Raw genomic sequence first — 17,682 nt, 5'->3', positions numbered from 1 at the left:
ACAGGGCGGGAGATAGTCACCGCATCGCCGGGGAGCACGCCGCCTCCCGGCCGCCGGGAGCACATCTCCCGTTTCCCCCCGGACGTGAGCCGCACGCCGGAAGATCCGACGACGTCGTCGAGGAGGGCAGCCGTGGCCAGCACACCCCCAACGGCATCCGCCGCGCCCGCGGTCAAGCGGGACCGCACCCACTATCTCTACATCGCAGTGATCGTCGCGGTGGCATTGGGCATAGCCGTGGGCCTCATCTGGCCCGATGCCGCGGTCGAGCTCAAGCCCCTCGGTACGGGCTTCGTGAACCTGATCAAGATGATGATCTCGCCGATCATCTTCTGCACGATCGTGCTGGGCATCGGCTCGGTGCGCAAGGCCGCCAAGGTCGGCGCCGTCGGCGGTTTCGCGCTCGGCTACTTCCTGGTGATGTCCCTGGTCGCACTGGCCATCGGCCTGGTCGTCGGCAACATCCTGCACCCCGGTGAGGGTCTGCACCTGACGAACGCGATCAAGGACGCGGGTCACGCCCAGGTGTCGGCGGACGCACTGCCGCCGGTCGACTTCGTGCTCTCGATCATCCCCGTCACCTTCGTCTCCGCCTTCACCGAGGGCCAGGTCCTGCAGACCCTCCTCATCGCGCTCCTCACCGGATTCGCCCTTCAGGCGATGGGACAGGCCGGCGCTCCGGTGCTGCGCGGCATCGAGCACATCCAGCGGCTCGTCTTCCGTATCCTCGCCATGGTCATGTGGGCCGCCCCGATCGGTGCGTTCGGCGCGATCGCCGCGGTCGTCGGTTCGGCCGGCCTGGACGCGCTCAAGAGCCTCGCGGTGCTGATGCTCGGCTTCTACATCACCTGCGTGCTGTTCGTCTTCGTCGTGCTCGGCGCGCTGCTGCGCATCGTCGCGGGCCTGAACGTGTTCACGCTCCTGAAGTACCTGGGCCGTGAATTCCTGCTGATCCTGTCCACGTCCTCCTCCGAGTCCGCGCTGCCGCGGCTCATCGCGAAGATGGAGCACCTGGGCGTCAGCAAGCCGGTCGTCGGCATCACCGTCCCGACCGGCTACTCCTTCAACCTCGACGGCACCATGATCTACATGACCATGGCGTCGCTCTACATCGCCGACGCCCTGGGCACGCCGCTGTCGGTCGGCGAGCAGATCCCGCTGCTGCTCTTCCTGCTCCTCGCCTCCAAGGGCGCGGCGGGCGTCAGCGGCGCCGGCCTCGCCACGCTGGCCGGTGGCCTGCAGTCCCACAAGCCCGCGCTGGTCGACGGCGTCGGCCTGGTCGTCGGCATCGACCGCTTCATGAGCGAGGCCCGCGCCCTCACGAACTTCGCGGGCAACGCCGTGGCCACCGTCCTGATCGGCACGTGGACGAAGGAGATCGACAAGGAGCGCGTCCAGGAGGTGCTCGCCGGACGGCTGCCCTTCGACGAGCGGACGCTGCTCGACGAGAACGAGGCGTCCACGCCCGCCGAGCCCTCCGGGGACGGCGGCGAGAGGGAGCTGGCCAAGGCGTAGGCGCCTGGCCGGAGGTGGGCCACGCGGCCCGACGCCCTCCGGCGGTGCGATGCGCACCTGCCCGCCCTGTACGCCGGGCGCCCGGCCCTGCCTGAACCCGGGCCGGGCGCCCGGGACCACGGAAAGACCACCGAGCGGCCGAGCCTCCCCCCGTGGGCGCGGCCGCTCGGTCCTGCCCGGAACCGCCCGCCCGGTGGTCCGGCGGGCGACCGGGCGGGCGGTCCGGGAGCGCTGCCGCGGAGCCCGCTGACCTGCCGCGGAACCTCGTGCCCCGCTCCTACGTCTTGTAGGGCATGCACTACCGTGCCGTGCCGTAGGGACCCGGCACGGCACCTTCCGCGGGAGGCACGGGGGTATGAAGATCGACTGGGACCGGCGGACCTGCGCACGCCGGGGGCATGTGACCTACGCGCCGGACGACCCCCGGCTTCGGGTGCGGCTGCGCGCCGACAGCGCGCTGGGCGAGGTGTGGCGGTGCCTGCGCTGCGGCGACTTCGTCCTCGGTGCGCCGCACGGCTCGGGGCCGGCGGCCGAGGCGCCGCTCGTGCCGCGCGGCAAGGTGCTGCGTGACCTGTTCATCCTGCGCTTCCTCGCCGCCGAACGGGCCGTGCGCGGTGTGTTCATCGTCCTGGTGGCGGTCGCCGTATGGAGGTTCAGCAACAGCCAGGACGCGGTACGGCGGCTCTTCAACGAGTACCTGAACGTCCTCCGCCCCGTCTTCCGGCACTTCCACTACGACCTCGACCACTCGCCCGTGGTGGGCACCATCCAGAAGACCTTCGGCTACCGGCACTCCACGCTCCTCCTGGTCGCCGCGCTGCTGCTGGCGTACGCGCTGGTCGAGCTCGTCGAGGCGGTCGGGCTCTGGTACGCCAAGCGCTGGGCGGAGTACCTGACGGTCGTCGCCACGGCGGCCTTCCTTCCGCTGGAGATCTACGAGCTCACGGAGCACATCAGCGCGTTGAAGATCGCCACCCTGGTGCTGAACATCCTCGCGGTCCTCTACATCGCCATCGCCAAGCGGCTGTTCGGGCTGCGCGGCGGACGCAGGGCGTTCGACGAGGAGCGGCGGAGCGCCTCGCTGCTGGAGGTCGAGGAGTCGGCAGGGCTGGCGGGCGCACGGTAGGGTCCCGGACGTCGCGAACCGCTCACGAGGTCTCGGCCGTGTACCGCCAGAAGTCGCGCATCAGGGCAGTGGGGCTCGGGTTCTCCATCGCGCGCTGGGTGAGCAGGATCGCGACCGTGCCGGTGGCCGGGACGATGTGCGCGGTGGTGCCGGTGCCGCCGACCCAGCCGTAGCGACCCGGCACGGTCCACGGGTCGGTGGCCGCGATGTCGACCGAGCCGCCGTACCCCCAGCCCTGTCCCTCCAGGAACAGGGTGCTCGAGGCGCGCTGGTCCGGGGTGAGATGGTCGGTGGTCATCCGGCGCACCGACTCGGCGGTCAGGACACGGCGTCCGTCCGGCGCGGTCCCGCCGTTCAGCAGCATGCGGCCGAAGGCCAGCCAGTCGGCGGCCGTTCCGGCCAGTCCACCGCCTCCGGAGGGGAACGCGGGCAGCCTGCTCCAGGCGCCGTCGGGGGTGTCCGCCGGTTCCAGGCCGCCCTTGCCGTCCGGTCGGTAGGCGGTGGTGAACCGGTGCCGCCTGGCGGCCGGGACCTCGAATCCCGTGTCGGTCATCCCGAGCGGTGCGAGGATCCGCTCGGCCAGGACCTCGGGGAGCGGGCGGCCGATGGCGCGGGCGATCAGGATCCCCTGGAGGTCCGAGCAGGTGTTGTAGAGCCAGGTGGTGCCCGGCTGGTGCAGCAGCGGCAGACGGGCCAGTCCGGCGAGCCAGGTGTCCGGGTCGGGGAGGCCGGCCGGCGTGCGGCCGTCCTTGTGCACGGCGAGCAGCGCCTTGACCTGCGGGAGGGAGAAGTCGGCGGGGAAGCCGTATCCGGCGCGGAAGGTCAGCAGGTCGTCGACGGTGATCGGGCGGGCGGCGGGCACCACGTCCTGGAGCGGGCCGGCCGGCGTGCGGACGACCGCGGGCTCGGCCAGCTCGGGCAGCCATGCCGAGATCGGGTCGTCGAGGGTGAGCGTGCCGTCGTCGACGAGGGTCATGACGGCGGCGGCGACGACGGGCTTGGTGATCGAGGCCAGCCGGAAGACGGCGTCCGGAGGCATCGGGGCGGACGCGGCGGCGTCGAGGAAGCCGACCGCCGCGGTCTCCGTGCTGCCGTGGCGGTCGATCAGCGCCACCGCGCCCGGGGCCCAGCCCTTGTCGACATACGTCCGGAGGAGGTGGTGCAACGTGGTCATCGGTCCGTCCGCCTTCGTCGGGGGCTTTGGGAGACGAGACCGCCGGGGCGGGCGGAAATCATCGGTGTGCCCGGATACCGCGTTCGACGGCGGTCACCCGGCCGGCCGCGGTCCGTGGCCGGCCGATCGGGCGCTTCCCGGAAGGGCGTCCACCGAACCGGCTCGCATGCAGGGGTCCTCCCGAGTTCGGCGCGAGGTCCTGCGGCACCCATCGGGGTGTTCTGAAGGAGATCCCGGCTCGTTGTCGGCTGAGCGGAGCGTTCGGGCACTGCCGGTGTTCAGGTGCTCTGTGGGATGTGCGGTGCGCCGGTCCGGTGCCCGCTGCTCCTCACGGCGCGAGGACGCCCAGGCGGTCGGCCGTCTCGATCACCTCACCGAGCAGCCCGAGCCACCGGTCCACGTCGGCGGCCTGCAGGCCCACGTCGAGCCCGAGACCCTGGCCGGCGGCGAGGTACACCTGGGTCACGCCGGTCTCGCGGGCGGCCACGAGGTCTTCGGCGATCTGCCGGGGCGATCCGCCGAGGAAGGGCCGCCCCTCCCCGATCGGCTCACGGGTGACCGGGGTCGGCCAGGGAACCTGGTTGACCACCATGAGGTCCGCGGGGTCGCGGCCCGCATCCCGGGCGGCGTCATGGAACGCGGACACGATGCCGCGCAGTTCCTGCGCCGAGGACGTGATCGGGATCAGGCCGTCCGCGATCCGGCCCGCGCGCTTGACGGCGGCCGGTGACGTCGCGGCCAGCAGCACCGGAATGCGGGCCTGGACCGGCTTGGGGTTCACCTGCGACGGCGCGATCCGGTAGAACTCGCCTTCGTGCCGGACCGGGTCCGGACCCCACGCGGCCCGCATCGCCGTGATGAATTCCTCCGTGCGGGCGCCCTTGCGGCTGCTCGACACGTTCGCCGTCTCGAACTCGTTGTGCTGCCAGCCCTGCCCCAGGCCCGCGATGACCCGGCCGCCGCTGAACCGGTCCAGGGTGGCGAGCCGGCGGGCGAGCATCACGGGTACGTGCAGTGGCGCCACCAGGACCGCAGTGCCCAGCTTGATCCGCTCGGTCACGGCGGCGACATGGCTCAGTGTCTCCAGGGGCTCGTACGCCGAGGCGTAGAACTCCGGCAGCATCTCGGGTTCACCACCCGTCCACAGCACGACCTTGTTGATGGGGCGGAGCAGGCGTTCGAACGTCCACAAGGCGGTGTAGCCCAGTTGTTCGGCTTCCTCGGCGACCTTGACGATCGTCTCCGGCGAGGTCTGCGGTCCGGCGGTGGGCAGTGCGAGACCGAGTTCCATGGGTCCTCCAGCACGTGGAATTCATGAAGCGGTTGTCGGAGACCGGCAGTCCTGACGAATCAGCGATGCCAGGACGCGGCCGGTCATGCGCCGCGGCCGTGCGCCGCCGGGGATCCGCCCGGCAGCCCTGCCGGCACGGTGGCCAACCCGGGCTCCTGGCAGCGGGGCTGCATGAGGGGTCGCCGAACGTCTCGGCGGACTGCTGGGATCAGGGGAGGTGTGCGCGACGGTGCGGATGCCGCGGACCGCGTCCGCGGGTGCGCCGAGGCGCTCGGGCAGGCCCTGTTTCTTATATATTAGAGCACGTGTCCAATATAGTAGATCCGCTGGTCGTGCAGATCGCAGCCCGCATCCGCAGTGAACGGGAACGACGCCGATGGACTCTGGCGCAGGTCGCGGACGCCTCCGGTGTGTCCCGCGCGATGATCAACCGGATCGAGCGCGTGGAGAGCAGTCCCACCGCTGTCGTCCTCGGCAAACTGGCCGCTGCCTTCCAGGTCCCCATCTCCGTCCTGCTCACCCCGGACGAGGCCACCGGGGTGCACCGGACGGCCGACGCCGCGGAGTGGCACGATCCGGCCACCGGATATCGCCGGCGCCAGATCACCGGGCCGCGTTTCCCCGCAGACGTCGCCGAGGTCCGCCTGCCGCCCGGGGCCCGCGTGTCGTATCCGGCGGCATCCCTGGCCTTCCAACGGGAGGCCGTCTGGGTGCTCGACGGCAGGTTGACCTTTCACGAAGGCGATGCGGTGCATGAACTCAATCCGGGCGACTCGATCGAAGTCGACGAACCCGTTCCGTGCGTCTTCGCCAACACCAGCGATGCCGAATGCCGCTATGCGGTCGTCCTCGCCCGCGTCGAAAGGCCGTGATCCTTCCCCGTGTCCGGCAGCCGCCCGGCTCGAGTGCTTCCCCTGACGTCGGCGTCAAGGATTACGGTCGATCGCATGCGAATCGGCGAGCTGGCGGCGCGGGCCGGTACCACCACACGGGCCCTGCGGTACTACGAGTCGCGGGGGCTGCTGTCCGCGCGACGAACCGGCAACGGGTACCGCACCTACGACGAGCGCGATCTGAAGCTGCTGCGGCAGATCCGCACGCTGCAGGACTTCGGGTTCGACCTGGAGGAGACGCGGCCCTTCGTGGAGTGTCTGCGGGCCGGGCATCCGGAGGGCGACTCGTGCCCGGCGTCGCTCGCGGTCTATCGGCGCAAGCTGGACGAGCTCGACACGCTGATCGGCGAGTTGCAGGCGGTACGGGCACAGGTCGGCGAGCAGCTGGTGAGGGCCGAGCGGGCGCGTGCGGCGCTGGCCGCCGACGCGGCGGTTCCGGGTGGTCCGGAACCGGAGTGCGAGCTGGGAGGACGCAAGCAGTGATCAGGGCGGCAGGCGTGACCGAGGTGACGGACGCGGACTTCGAGACCGAGGTGATCGGGGCGGACCTTCCCGTGCTGGTGGAATTCACCGCGGACTGGTGTCCGCCGTGCCGGCAGATGGGGCCGGTGCTCACCGACCTGGCGGCCGAGGAGGAGGGCCGGCTCAAGGTGGTGCAGCTGGACGTGGACACCAATCCGGCGACGACGAACGCCTATAAGGTGCTGTCGATGCCCACGTTCATGGTGTTCCGCGGCGGTGAGCCCGTGAAGGCGATGGTGGGGGCGCGGCCCAAGCGGCGGCTGCGGGAGGAACTGTCCGACGTGCTCTGAGCCGTCCGCACGAAGAAATCCCCCGAGCAATTGCGCTCGGGGGATTTCTCTGCGTATATTCAATGATTCGCGACTTCAATGAGTGCGGTCGCGAAGAAGTTCAATACGCAGAGTATATCCGGGCGGGAGCGGAATTGTCAAACACCGAATTTCCAGACGACGACTTGCGCCGGGAACAGGAATTCATCGACACGTTGTACGCGCGCGTGGACGTGCTGCGCGGCGACACCGAGTCCTCCGTCGAGGACGCGCTGGCGCAGGGCGACAAGCCCATGCAGGCCCGGCTGGAGCGGGACATCCTCGTCGCCGAACGCTCCGGACTGCTCGCGGCGCTCAACGCCGTGGACGGGGCGCTCTGCTTCGGCCGTATCGACCTCTCCGCCGGGCAGAGCCATCACATCGGGCGCATCGGGCTGCGCGCCGACGACGCGGACCGGACACCGGTCCTGATCGACTGGCGGGCCGAGGTCGCGCGTCCCTTCTACCTGGCCACCGGGCACACGCCGATGGGGCTGCGCAGGAGGCGGCACATCGCCACCGAGGGCCGCCGGGTGACGTCCCTGCACGACGAGATCCTCGATCTCAGCGACCGCGAGCGCACCGGGCACGAGGACCCGACGGGCGACGCCGTGCTGCTCGCCGCACTGAACTCGGCCCGCACCGGCCGCATGAGCGACATCGTGCAGACCATCCAGGCCGACCAGGACCGCATCATCCGCGCGCCGCACCGGGGCGTGCTCGTGGTGGAAGGCGGCCCCGGCACCGGCAAGACGGCCGTCGCCCTGCACCGGGCGGCATACCTCCTGTACGAGTACCGGGAGTTGCTCGCCCGCCGCGCGGTCCTCGTCGTCGGCCCGAATCCGGCGTTCCTCGGGTACATCGGCCAGGTGCTGCCCTCGCTCGGTGAGACCGGCGTACTGCTGGCCACGGTGGGGGAGCTGTTCCCCGGCGTGAAGGCGAGGTCGGCCGACACCCCCGAGGCGGCCGCCGTGAAGGGGCGGGCCGACATGTCCGACGTGCTCGCGGCCGTCGTACGCGACCGGCAGGCGCTGCCCGACCCGGTGATCGCCATCGCGCACGACCGGGAGGTCCTGATGCTCGACGACGGCCTGGTGAACGTGGCCCGCGAGCGCACCCGTGCCGCCCGGCTGCCGCACAACGCGGCCCGCGAGCACTTCGAGGGCCACATCCTCAACACGCTCACCGACATGGTCGCCGAACGCATCGGCACGGACCCGTACGACGGTTCCAGCCTCCTCGACCCGAGCGACCTCACCCAGATCCGCGACGAACTCGCCGAGAACCCCGAGGTGTGGTCCGCGATCGACTCCCTGTGGCCGCGGCTGACGCCGCAGCGGCTGGTCGCCGACTTCCTCGCCGATCCGGAGGGCTATGTGTCCGACGAGGACGCGGCCGCCGTCCGCCGCCCGGTCACCCGCGCCTGGACCACCGCCGACGTGCCGCTGCTCGACGAGGCGGCCGAACTGCTCGGTGAGGACGACCGGGTGGCGAGGGCGCAGGCGGAGCGCGAGCGCGAGACGCAGGTGGCGTACGCACAGGGCGTGCTGGACGTCTCCTACGCCTCCCGGACGTACGAGTTCGAGGACAAGGAGGAGGGCGACCCCGAGGGCTCGGAGGTGCTGTCCGCGCACGACATCATCGACGCCGAGCGGTTCGCCGAGCGGCAGGAGGAGGCGGACCACCGCAGTGCCGCCGAGCGCGCGGCGGCCGACCGCACCTGGGCGTTCGGGCACATCATCGTCGACGAGGCGCAGGAGCTGTCGCCGATGGCGTGGCGCCTGCTGATGCGGCGCAGTCCGACCCGCTCGATGACCCTGGTCGGGGACCCGGCGCAGACGGCCGAGGCCGGCGGTGTCGGATCGTGGTCGGAGATCCTCGAGCCGTATGTCGGGGACCGCTGGGAGCACACGCGTCTCGGGGTCAACTACCGCACACCGTCCGAGATCATGGATGTGGCGGCTGCGGTGGTCCGCGCGGAGAACCCCGGCTTCGAGCCGCCGAGTTCGGTGCGGTCCACGGGGGTACGGCCCTGGGCGCGGGCCACCGACGACCTGCCCTCCGCGGTGGAGAAGGCGGTCGAGGAGCTGACCGCGTCCCTCACGGGCCCGGCGCCGGAGCGGGACGAACCGCAGGAGCGGGAGGGCACACCCGCGGGCAGGCTCGCCGTGATCGCCCCGCGCGATCTGCACCGGTCGCTGGCCGTACGCCTCGAAGGGGTGACGGCCGGCGAGGAACCGGATCTGACCCGGACCGTCGTCCTGCTCGACCCCCGCGAGGCCAAGGGGCTCGAGTTCGACGCGGTCCTGGTGGTCGAGCCCGGACGCTACGGCACGAGTGACCTGTACGTGGCGCTGACCCGGGCGACGCAGCGGCTGGGCGTGCTGCACACCGGGAGGCTGCCGAAGGCGCTGGCGGCCGCGCTGTCCGAGCGGCCCGGCTCCTCCGCCTGAACGGCCTGCCCCCGTGTCCGGAAGCCGGATCCCGGCTTCCGGACACCCGGGAGGCAGAACGTCACGCCGGGCGGAGCCAGAGTGTCGCCAGTGGGGGCAGGGTCAGGCGCAGGCTCGCCGGGCGGCCGTGCCAGGGCGTGGGCTCCGGCTTCAGCGGGTCCGGGTTGTGGATGTCGCTGCCGCCGTACTTGGCCAGGTCGGTGTTGAGCAGTTCGTGCCAGGCGGGGATGTCGTCGGGGACGCCGAGGCGGTAGTCGTGGCGTACGACGGGGGAGAAGTTGGACACGGCCAGTACGGGTGTGTCCTCGTCGTCGTAGCGCAGGAACGCGAACACGTTGTCCTCGGCTGCGTCCCCGACCGTCCACCGGAATCCGGAGGGTTCGGTGTCCCGCTGCCACAGGGCGGGGGTGCGCCGGTAGACGGCGTTCAGGTCGCGTACCAGGTCGCGCACGCCGCGGTGGTCGGCCTGCGCGCCGTAGGCCGGGTCCAGCAGCCACCAGTCGGGGCCGTGGGCCTCGGACCATTCCGCGCCCTGGGCGAACTCCTGGCCCATGAACAGGAGTTGCTTGCCCGGGTGGGCCCACATGAAGCCGAGGTAGGCGCGGTGGTTGGCGCGTTGCTGCCACCAGTCGCCCGGCATCTTCGACACCAGTGAGCGCTTCCCGTGCACGACCTCGTCGTGGGAGATCGGCAGCACATAGTTCTCGCTGTACGCGTACACCATCGAGAACGTCATCTCGTGGTGGTGGTACCTGCGGTGGACCGGCTCGTGACTCATGTACTGCAGCGAGTCGTGCATCCAGCCCATGTTCCACTTCAGGCCGAAGCCCAGACCGCCGAAGCCGCTCGGGCCCCTGTGGTGCGTGGCGCGGGTGACGCCGTCCCAGGCGGTGGACTCCTCGGCGACGGTGACCACGCCGGGGCAGCGTCGGTAGACGGTGGCGTTCATCTCCTGCAGGAAGGCGACCGCGTCCAGGTTCTCCCGGCCGCCGTGCTCGTTCGGGCTCCACCGGCCGGGCTCGCGCGAGTAGTCCAGGTAGAGCATCGAGGCGACCGCGTCCACCCGCAGGCCGTCGATGTGGAACTCCTCGCACCAGTACACGGCGTTGGCGACCAGGAAGTTGCGCACCTCACGCCGGCCGTAGTCGAACTCCAGGGTGCCCCAGTCCGGGTGGGCGGCCCGCAGCGGGTCCTGGTGCTCGTACAGGGCACGCCCGTCGAACTCGGCCAGCGCCCAGTCGTCGCGCGGGAAGTGCGCGGGCACCCAGTCCATCAGCACACCGATACCGGCCCGGTGCAGTGCGTCGACGAGGTACTTGAAGTCGTCGGGGCCGCCCAGCCGGGCGGTGGGCGCGTAGAAGCCGGTGACCTGGTAGCCCCAGGAGCCGCCGAAGGGGTGCTCGGCGACCGGCATCAGCTCGACATGCGTGAAGCCCAGCTCCTTCACATACGCGGGCAACTGCTCCGCGAGCTGACGGTAGGTCAGACCTGGTCGCCAGGACGGCAGATGCACCTCGTACACGGAGAACGGCGCCCGGTGCACCGCGGTGTCCGCGCGATGCGCCAGCCACTCCTCGTCCCCCCACTCGTGGTGCGACGCGTGCACGATCGAGGACGTGTTCGGCGGAATCTCCGTACAGCGGGCCATGGGGTCCGCTCGCACCGTGTGCGTGCCGTCGGGCCGGGTGATGTCGTACTTGTAGAGCGCCCCCTCGCCGACCCCGGGCACGAACAACTCCCACACACCGCTCGAGCCCAGCGAACGCATCGGGAAGGCGGCGCCGTCCCAGAAGTTGAAATCGCCGGACACGCGTACGCCGCGGGCGTTCGGCGCCCATACCGAGAAGCGGGTGCCGGTCACGCCCTGATGGGTCATCGGGTGGGAGCCGAGTACCCGCCACAGCTCCTCGTGCCGGCCCTCGCCGAGCAGGTGCAGATCGAACTCACCGAAGGTGGGCAGCAGGGCGTAGGCGTCCGCGGTGTCCTGGACCGAGCCCTCGTACTCCACGAGGAGCCGGTACGACGGGACGTCCCGAAGCGGCAGCAGCCCGGAGAAGAAGCCGTCACCGTCGTCGTGCAGCCCGGCCCGCAGGGAATCGGTGACGACGGTGACGGACAGCGCGTACGGCCTGAACGTCCGGAAAGCGACCCCGCCGGGCACCCGGTGCGCGCCGAGCACCCCGTGCGGATCGTGGTGGGTGCCGGCGAGCAGCCGTTCGCGGTCCTGAGCGCCGACGGCGGGGGAGAGGACCACGTCCTGCCCCGCCACGCCGGTCGGTACCGGGTCCGCCCCCGCCACGGGCGCCGCCGGTGTGTCCTGCTCGACCGCCGCGCGTGCCATCGGCACCGTGGCCGGGCGGGCCGTGCGGGTCCCGACGGGGGATGCCGGGCCGGCGGGACCGCCGGCGGAACCCCTCGACGACGAGGTCCTGGTGTCCGCTGCCTTCCTGGCGCCCGCCTTCTTGGCCGCGGCCTTCTTCACCGGAGCCGATTCGGCGGTCCGTGCGGCGGCGATCGGAGCGGCGGCAGCCGTCCCCGCCGTGGTCCTGGCCGGGGTCGCCTTCTCGGCGGAAGCCTTTTTTGCCGCCGCCTTCTTGGCGGTCGCCTTCTTCGCAGGCGCCGCTGCGGCCCCGGTCCGCTCGGCCGCGGCCTTCTTCAGCGCGGCCGTCGCCTTCTTCGCCACCGCCTTCTTCTTGCCGGCCGTCGACTTCCCGGCGGCGGCTGCCGCCTTCTTCTCGGCGGTCGCCTTCTTCGCACCGGTCTTCTTCGGACCGTCGCCGTTGTTCTTCGTACTGTCGTCGGACGGAGGACGGGGGGTCACGGACGGGGCCTCCTCGGCAGGGGTTGGTGGATCACGGTGTGACGCCGGCGGACAGGCGGTGTATCGCGGCCATCGGCACGGGCAGCCAGTCCGGGCGGTGCCGGGCCTCGTACACGACCTCGTAGACGGCCTTGTCCGTCTCGTACGCGCGCAGCAGGACCGGTTCGGTGCGGGGATCGCGCTCGGCGACGTCCGCGTACCCGGAGCAGTAGGCGGCCCGGCAGGCGGCGGCCCAGTCCGCCGCCGGGGGCCCGGCCGAGTGCGCGGCGTAGTCGAACGAGCGGAGCATCCCCGCGATGTCCCGTACCGTCGGCTGCGGCATCCGCCGCTCGGCCAGCGGCTTGGACGGCTCGCCCTCGAAGTCGATCAGTGACCAGGAGCCGGACGGTGAGCGCAGGCACTGGCCCAGGTGCAGATCACCGTGGATGCGCTGGGCGGTCCAGACATGTCCCTCGGCGGCGAGGTCGGCCAGCGCCTCGAACGCGGAGCGCAGCCCGGGTGCGTAGGGCCGCAGCGCGGGCACCGCCTGTGCCGCCGCCTCCAGCCGTTCGGTCATGCCGTCGGCGAGCAGCCGTATCCGGGCGTGGCCCAGGGTGACCGTCGGCAGGGCGCGGGCCAGCGCGAGATGCACCTCGGCCGTCGCCCGTCCCAGTGCCCGTGCCTCACCGGTGAAGTCCTCGCCCTTGGCCAGTTCGCGCAGCGCGAGTTCCCAGCCGTCGGTCGCACCGCGCAGATAGGGCTGGAGCACGCCGAGGACGTAGGAGTCGTCGAGCCCGTCGAGGTCGGCCAGCAGCCAGCCGGCCGGCGCCGGCACCCAGGGGCTGTGCTCGCGCGCGAGCATCAGCGGCAGCTCCAGGTCCGGGTTGGTGCCCGGGACGAGACGCCGCAGAAGCTTGAGGATGAACGTATCTCCGTATACGACCGAGGAGTTGGACTGCTCCGCGGTCACCACGCGTGGGGTCAGTCCTTCCCCTATCGTCTGGCGGGCGTCCCCCTCGAAGCGGAGCCGGCCGATCCGGGCCCGGCTGCGGATCGCCTCCAGGAGGACGGACGTGGCCCGGGCGTCGTGCAGCGCCTCGTAGACGGTCCGCCCGGCGAGCGGTCCGTCCTCCGGGTGCCCGATGAGCGCGGGAGCCAGCCGCGGCGGCAGTGCCTCGCGCACCCCGATCAGCAGCTGGTAGCAGTCGCCGGGGTGCGGCACGGCACCCTGGGTCGGTACGTCGGGTTGATGGGCCCGCACGAGCAGGTGGAGCAGGCTCAGCGTGCCCCCGGGCGGCAGCAGTTCGGTGGCCGCCACCAGGGAGAATCCGGTGACCGGGCGGCCTTTGCCCGCGAACCAGCGCTGACGCGGCAGCCATTCCCTGAGCAACGGGTCCAGGGAGACGAGGAGACCGGGCTGGGTCGCGGCGGGGTGGGTGACGGCTTCCGGCATGGCGTGCGTCCTTTCCCCGGGGGGCGGTCGGGGTGTCACTGGCTGCGTGCCCCGGGCGGGGCGGTGGAAACCGCCCCGCCCGGCCGCTACACGAGGTCCTTGCGCAGTCGGAACCAGTAGAAGCCGTGGCCTGCGAGGGTGAGCAGGTAGGGGAGTTCGCCGATGGCGGGGAAGCGGACTCCGCCGATGAGTTCCACCGGGTGGCGGCCGTTGAAGCGGCTGAGGTCGAGTTCGGTGGGCTGGGCGAACCGGGAGAAGTTGTGCACGCACATCACCAGGTCGTCCTTGTACTCGCGCAGGAAGGCCAGGACGGCCGGGTTGGACGAGGACAACTCGGTGAAGGAGCCCAGGCCGAACGCCGGGTTCTGCTTACGGATCTCGATCATGCGGCGGGTCCAGTGCAGCAGCGAGGACGGCGACGACATCGACGCCTCCACGTTGGCGACCGGGTAGCCGTAGACCGGATCCATGATCGTGGGCAGGAAGAGCCGGCCCGGATCGCAGGAGGAGAAGCCCGCGTTGCGGTCCGGGGTCCACTGCATCGGGGTACGGACCGCGTCCCGGTCCCCGAGCCAGATGTTGTCGCCCATGCCGATCTCGTCGCCGTAGTACAGGATCGGCGAGCCGGGCAGTGACAGCAGCAGCGCGGTGAACAACTCGATCTGGTTGCGGTCGTTGTCCAGCAGCGGGGCCAGCCGGCGACGGATCCCGATGTTGGCGCGCATGCGGGGATCCTTGGCGTACTCCGCCCACATGTAGTCGCGTTCCTCGTCGGTGACCATCTCCAGGGTCAGCTCGTCGTGGTTGCGCAGGAAGATGCCCCACTGGCAGTTGGAGGGGATCGCCGGGGTCTTGGCCAGGATCTCCGAGACCGGATAGCGCGACTCACGCCGCACCGCCATGAAGATGCGCGGCATCACGGGGAAGTGGAAGGCCATATGACACTCGTCGCCACCACTGCCGAAGTCACCGAAGTAGTCGACCACGTCCTCGGGCCACTGATTGGCCTCCGCCAGCAGCACCGTGTCCGGATAGTGGGCGTCGATCTCCTTGCGCACCCGCTTGAGGAACTCGTGCGTGGCCGGCAGATTCTCGCAGTTGGTGCCTTCCTGCTGGTAGAGATAGGGGACGGCGTCGAGGCGGAATCCGTCGATGCCCAGGTCCAGCCAGAATCTCAGCGCGGAGACGATCTCCTCCTGCACGGCCGGGTTCTCGTAGTTGAGGTCCGGCTGGTGGGAGAAGAAGCGGTGCCAGTAGTACTGCTTGCGGATCGGGTCGAAGGTCCAGTTGGAGGCCTCGGTGTCGACGAAGATGATCCGCGCGTCCTGGAACTGCTTGTCGTCGTCGGCCCATACGTAGTAGTCCCCGTAGGGGCCGTCGGGGTGGGCGCGGGATTCCTGGAACCACGGGTGCTGGTCGCTGGTGTGGTTCATCACGAAGTCGATGATCACCCGCATGCCGCGCTGGTGGGTGGCGTCCACGAACTCCACGAAGTCCGCCAGGTCACCGAACTCCGGCAGTACCGCCGTGTAGTCGGAGACGTCGTAACCACCGTCGCGCAGCGGCGACTTGAAGAAGGGCGGCAGCCACAGGCAGTCCACCCCCAGCCACTGCAGATAGTCCAGCTTCGCGGTCAGCCCCTTCAGATCACCCACACCGTCGCCGTTGCTGTCCTGGAAGGACCGGACCAGGACCTCGTAGAAGACGGCACGCCTGAACCACTGCGGATCACGGTCCGCGGCGGGAGTGTCCTCGAAGGTGTCCGGGACGGGCTCGTTGACGATCATCGTGTGGGTGACCCTCCGGTCTGCGGTGAGGACGGTCGCAGGACGGTCAGCACGTGCGCGGGAGCCTCGCCCGGCGACAGACGCACATAATTGGTCCTGCCCCAGTGGTAGGTGACACCGGTGAGCTCATCACGCACCGGCACCGACTCGTGCCAGTCCAGGCCGAGCCGCGGCATGTCCAACGACACCGTCGCCTCCTGGGTGTGGTGCGGATCGAGGTTCGCCACCACCACAACCGTGTTCGAACCCGAACGCTTGGAGTAGACGATCACCTCGTCGTTGTCCGCGTGATGGAAGTGCAGGTCCCGCAACTGCCGCAGCGCCGGACTGGCCCGGCGGATCGCATTCAGGCGCGTGATCAGCGGCGCGATGGTGCGTCCCTCACGTTCGGCCGCCTCCCAGTCCCGGGGCCGCAACTGGTACTTCTCGGAGTCCAGATACTCCTCACTGCCCTCCCGCAGCGGCACGTTCTCACACAGCTCGTAACCCGAGTACACCCCCCACGCCGGCGACAGCGTCGCCGCCAGCACCGCCCGCACCTCGAACGCCGCACGCCCCCCACCCTGCAGATACGCATGCAGGATGTCCGGCGTGTTCACAAAGAAGTTCGGCCGCATGTACGACGCCGAATCCCCCGACAACTCCGACAGATACTCCGTCAGCTCCCCCTTCGTGTTCCGCCACGTGAAATACGTGTACGACTGCTGGAACCCCACCTGCGCCAGCGTCCGCATCATCGCCGGCCGCGTGAACGCCTCCGCCAGGAAGATCACATCCGGATCCCGCCGATTGACCTCCCCCAGCACCCGCTCCCAGAACACCACCGGCTTGGTATGCGGATTGTCCACCCGGAAAATCCGCACCCCATGCCCCATCCAGAACCGAAGGACCCGCAACGTCTCCGCGACCAGCCCCTCCATGTCCCCATCGAAGAACACCGGATAGATGTCCTGATACCTCTTCGGCGGATTCTCCGCATACGCGATCGACCCGTCCGCCCGATGCCGGAACCACTCCGGATGCTTCCCGACCCACGGATGATCCGGCGAACACTGCAACGCGAAATCCAGCGCCACCTCCAACCCCAACGACCGCGCCCGCCCCACGAACCACACAAAATCCTCGACCGACCCCAGATCCGGATGCACCGCATCGTGACCGCCCTCCGGCGACCCGATCGCCCACGGCACCCCCACATCCCCCGCACCCGCCGACACACTGTTGTTCCGCCCCTTGCGAAACGTCGACCCGATCGGATGCACCGGCGGCAGATACACCACGTCGAAACCCATCCCCGCGATCACCGGCAACCGCCGCGCCGCCGAACGAAACGTCCCGTGCGGCCGCTCCACCGTCCCCTCCGACCGCGGAAAGAACTCGTACCAGGAACCGAACAACGCCCGCTCCCGCTCCACCACCACCCCCCGCACATCCGAACACGACACCCCCTCACGCACCGGAAACCGCCCCAACACCCCACCCACCTCAGGCGTCAACGCACCCGCAAGACGGGAGGCGGCAGGACGGCCGGTGTCCCGCAGGGCGTCGACCGCGGCCAGGAGGATCTGTCGTCCGTCCTCGTCCTCCGGGACGCCGGCGGCCGCACGTTCGTAGAGCCGTGCGCCTTCCTCCAGGACCAGTTCGGTGTCGAGACCGGCAGGGATCTTGATCTCGGCGTGGTGTCGCCAGGTGGTGACCGGATCGCCCCACGCCTCCACGGCGTAGGTCCACCGGCCCTCGCTCGGGAGGCGGACGGTGCCGCCCCAGCGGTCGGTGCCGGGGGCCAGTTCGCGCATCGGGGTCCAGGGCCCGGGCCGGCCTTCAGGGTCTGCGAGGACGACATTGGCGGCGACGGCGTCGTGGCCCTCGCGGAAGACCGTCGCGGAGATCTCGAACTCCTCGTCCACCACCGCCTTGGCCGGGCGCCGGCCCTGGAGGACGAGGGGGCGTACGTCGAGGACGGGGATTCGCCCGATCGTGGGACCGGTGTCCGGGGACGGAGTGGGACTCGGGCCCGCGGAGGGTGTCCGCGGGGCAGGGGGCACGGCGTCGGCCTGCTCCTTCGAGGAGGTGACCGTGCTGTTGGTCGAGGGTGCCGGCGAGTGGTGCGTCGGGGGCATGACCGCTCCTGTCCGCGTCGACGTGGGTGGGCGGATGAGGGTGTCGGAAGGCGGGGCAAGCGGGGCTACCGGAGGAGCCTTCCCACCCGGTGCGGGTGGGCATTCCGGCACTTTGTTAACTACTCACGCGTATGTCTACCTTCAAGACCGGCCGCATCCGGAACAGCGAAAAGGTCCGGCCCCGCCCTCAGGGGGCGAGGCCGGCAAGGTTACGCGTGTCCGGTTAATTCTTCTTTACGC

At 70.5% G+C, this 17,682-nt stretch carries 12 protein-coding genes; 6 read left to right on the top strand and 6 right to left on the bottom strand.

What is annotated here, in order from left to right; genetic code table 11:
- Window positions 1-132 precede the first annotated feature (132 nt).
- Together ACSHXN_RS13960 and ACSHXN_RS13955 are read left to right on the top strand one after the other, a co-directional pair.
- Complete coding sequence (locus ACSHXN_RS13960) at window positions 133-1,515, top strand: cation:dicarboxylate symporter family transporter (RefSeq protein WP_355139481.1); 1,383 nt, start codon at window positions 133-135, stop codon at window positions 1,513-1,515.
- A 355-nt stretch (window positions 1,516-1,870) separates the two neighbouring features.
- A complete protein-coding gene (locus ACSHXN_RS13955; RefSeq protein ID WP_355139479.1) occupies window positions 1,871-2,641 on the top strand; it encodes a DUF2127 domain-containing protein in 771 nt (256 codons plus the stop codon).
- A 22-nt stretch (window positions 2,642-2,663) separates the two neighbouring features.
- Here the strand turns inward: ACSHXN_RS13955 and ACSHXN_RS13950 are convergent, their stop codons facing one another.
- Both ACSHXN_RS13950 and ACSHXN_RS13945 read right to left on the bottom strand, forming a co-directional pair.
- Window positions 2,664-3,815, bottom strand: coding sequence for a serine hydrolase domain-containing protein (locus tag ACSHXN_RS13950; protein WP_355139477.1), 1,152 nt, complete (start codon window positions 3,813-3,815; stop codon window positions 2,664-2,666).
- A 328-nt stretch (window positions 3,816-4,143) separates the two neighbouring features.
- Window positions 4,144-5,106 carry a TIGR03619 family F420-dependent LLM class oxidoreductase gene (locus ACSHXN_RS13945; RefSeq protein ID WP_355139475.1) on the bottom strand — a complete coding sequence of 321 codons (963 nt, stop codon included), beginning with the start codon at window positions 5,104-5,106 and terminating at the stop codon, window positions 4,144-4,146.
- A 305-nt stretch (window positions 5,107-5,411) separates the two neighbouring features.
- Here ACSHXN_RS13945 and ACSHXN_RS13940 point away from each other — a divergent pair, with 305 nt between their 5' ends.
- The 4 genes from ACSHXN_RS13940 to ACSHXN_RS13925 all read left to right on the top strand — a co-directional run bounded on the left by ACSHXN_RS13940 (window position 5,412) and on the right by ACSHXN_RS13925 (window position 9,282).
- Window positions 5,412-5,978 (top strand): helix-turn-helix domain-containing protein, encoded by a 567-nt coding sequence (locus ACSHXN_RS13940; protein WP_438303184.1) that lies wholly within the window; start codon window positions 5,412-5,414, stop codon window positions 5,976-5,978.
- A 75-nt stretch (window positions 5,979-6,053) separates the two neighbouring features.
- Window positions 6,054-6,482, top strand: coding sequence for a MerR family transcriptional regulator (locus ACSHXN_RS13935; RefSeq protein ID WP_355139471.1), 429 nt, complete (start codon window positions 6,054-6,056; stop codon window positions 6,480-6,482).
- A gap of 14 nt (window positions 6,483-6,496) precedes the next feature.
- On the top strand, window positions 6,497-6,811 hold the full coding sequence (gene trxA / locus ACSHXN_RS13930; protein WP_355139469.1) for a thioredoxin: 315 nt from the start codon (window positions 6,497-6,499) through the stop codon (window positions 6,809-6,811).
- Window positions 6,812-6,975: 164 nt separating this feature from the next.
- On the top strand, window positions 6,976-9,282 hold the full coding sequence (locus ACSHXN_RS13925; protein WP_438306460.1) for a HelD family protein: 2,307 nt from the start codon (window positions 6,976-6,978) through the stop codon (window positions 9,280-9,282).
- A 61-nt stretch (window positions 9,283-9,343) separates the two neighbouring features.
- Here ACSHXN_RS13925 and glgB read toward each other — a convergent pair whose 3' ends face one another.
- The 4 genes from glgB to ACSHXN_RS13905 form a co-directional block, all read right to left on the bottom strand.
- A complete protein-coding gene (glgB, locus tag ACSHXN_RS13920; RefSeq protein ID WP_438303183.1) occupies window positions 9,344-12,103 on the bottom strand; it encodes a 1,4-alpha-glucan branching enzyme in 2,760 nt (919 codons plus the stop codon).
- A gap of 31 nt (window positions 12,104-12,134) precedes the next feature.
- Entirely contained in the window at window positions 12,135-13,535 is a 1,401-nt protein-coding gene (locus tag ACSHXN_RS13915; protein WP_355142478.1) for a maltokinase N-terminal cap-like domain-containing protein, read from the bottom strand.
- An 86-nt stretch (window positions 13,536-13,621) separates the two neighbouring features.
- The gene (gene treS, locus ACSHXN_RS13910) at window positions 13,622-15,322 is read right to left on the bottom strand and encodes a maltose alpha-D-glucosyltransferase (protein ID WP_355142480.1); all 1,701 of its coding nucleotides are present in this window, start codon (window positions 15,320-15,322) and stop codon (window positions 13,622-13,624) included.
- Window positions 15,319-17,442, bottom strand: coding sequence for a maltotransferase domain-containing protein (locus tag ACSHXN_RS13905; RefSeq protein ID WP_438303182.1), 2,124 nt, complete (start codon window positions 17,440-17,442; stop codon window positions 15,319-15,321). Before ACSHXN_RS13905 ends, treS begins: the two co-directional genes overlap by 4 nt.
- Window positions 17,443-17,682: the final 240 nt, after the last annotated feature.

Origin of the sequence: Streptomyces sp. HUAS TT11, from assembly GCF_051553595.1 — a bacterium.
Classification (GTDB): domain Bacteria; phylum Actinomycetota; class Actinomycetes; order Streptomycetales; family Streptomycetaceae; genus Streptomyces.
The sequence above is the reverse complement of the archived record's forward strand: the minus strand, read 5'-3'. Positions and strand labels throughout refer to the sequence as shown.

Bases quoted from the DNA above. Each gene is read 5' to 3' on its own strand.
- ACSHXN_RS13915 (WP_355142478.1), bottom strand. From the start codon at position 13,535: ATGCCGGAAGCCGTCACCCACCCCGCCGCGACCCAGCCCGGTCTCCTC.
- ACSHXN_RS13935 (WP_355139471.1), top strand. From the start codon at position 6,054: ATGCGAATCGGCGAGCTGGCGGCGCGGGCCGGTACCACCACACGGGCC.
- ACSHXN_RS13905 (WP_438303182.1), bottom strand. From the start codon at position 17,442: ATGCCCCCGACGCACCACTCGCCGGCACCCTCGACCAACAGCACGGTC.
- ACSHXN_RS13950 (WP_355139477.1), bottom strand. From the start codon at position 3,815: ATGACCACGTTGCACCACCTCCTCCGGACGTATGTCGACAAGGGCTGG.
- ACSHXN_RS13955 (WP_355139479.1), top strand. From the start codon at position 1,871: ATGAAGATCGACTGGGACCGGCGGACCTGCGCACGCCGGGGGCATGTG.
- ACSHXN_RS13945 (WP_355139475.1), bottom strand. From the start codon at position 5,106: ATGGAACTCGGTCTCGCACTGCCCACCGCCGGACCGCAGACCTCGCCG.
- treS (WP_355142480.1), bottom strand. From the start codon at position 15,322: ATGATCGTCAACGAGCCCGTCCCGGACACCTTCGAGGACACTCCCGCC.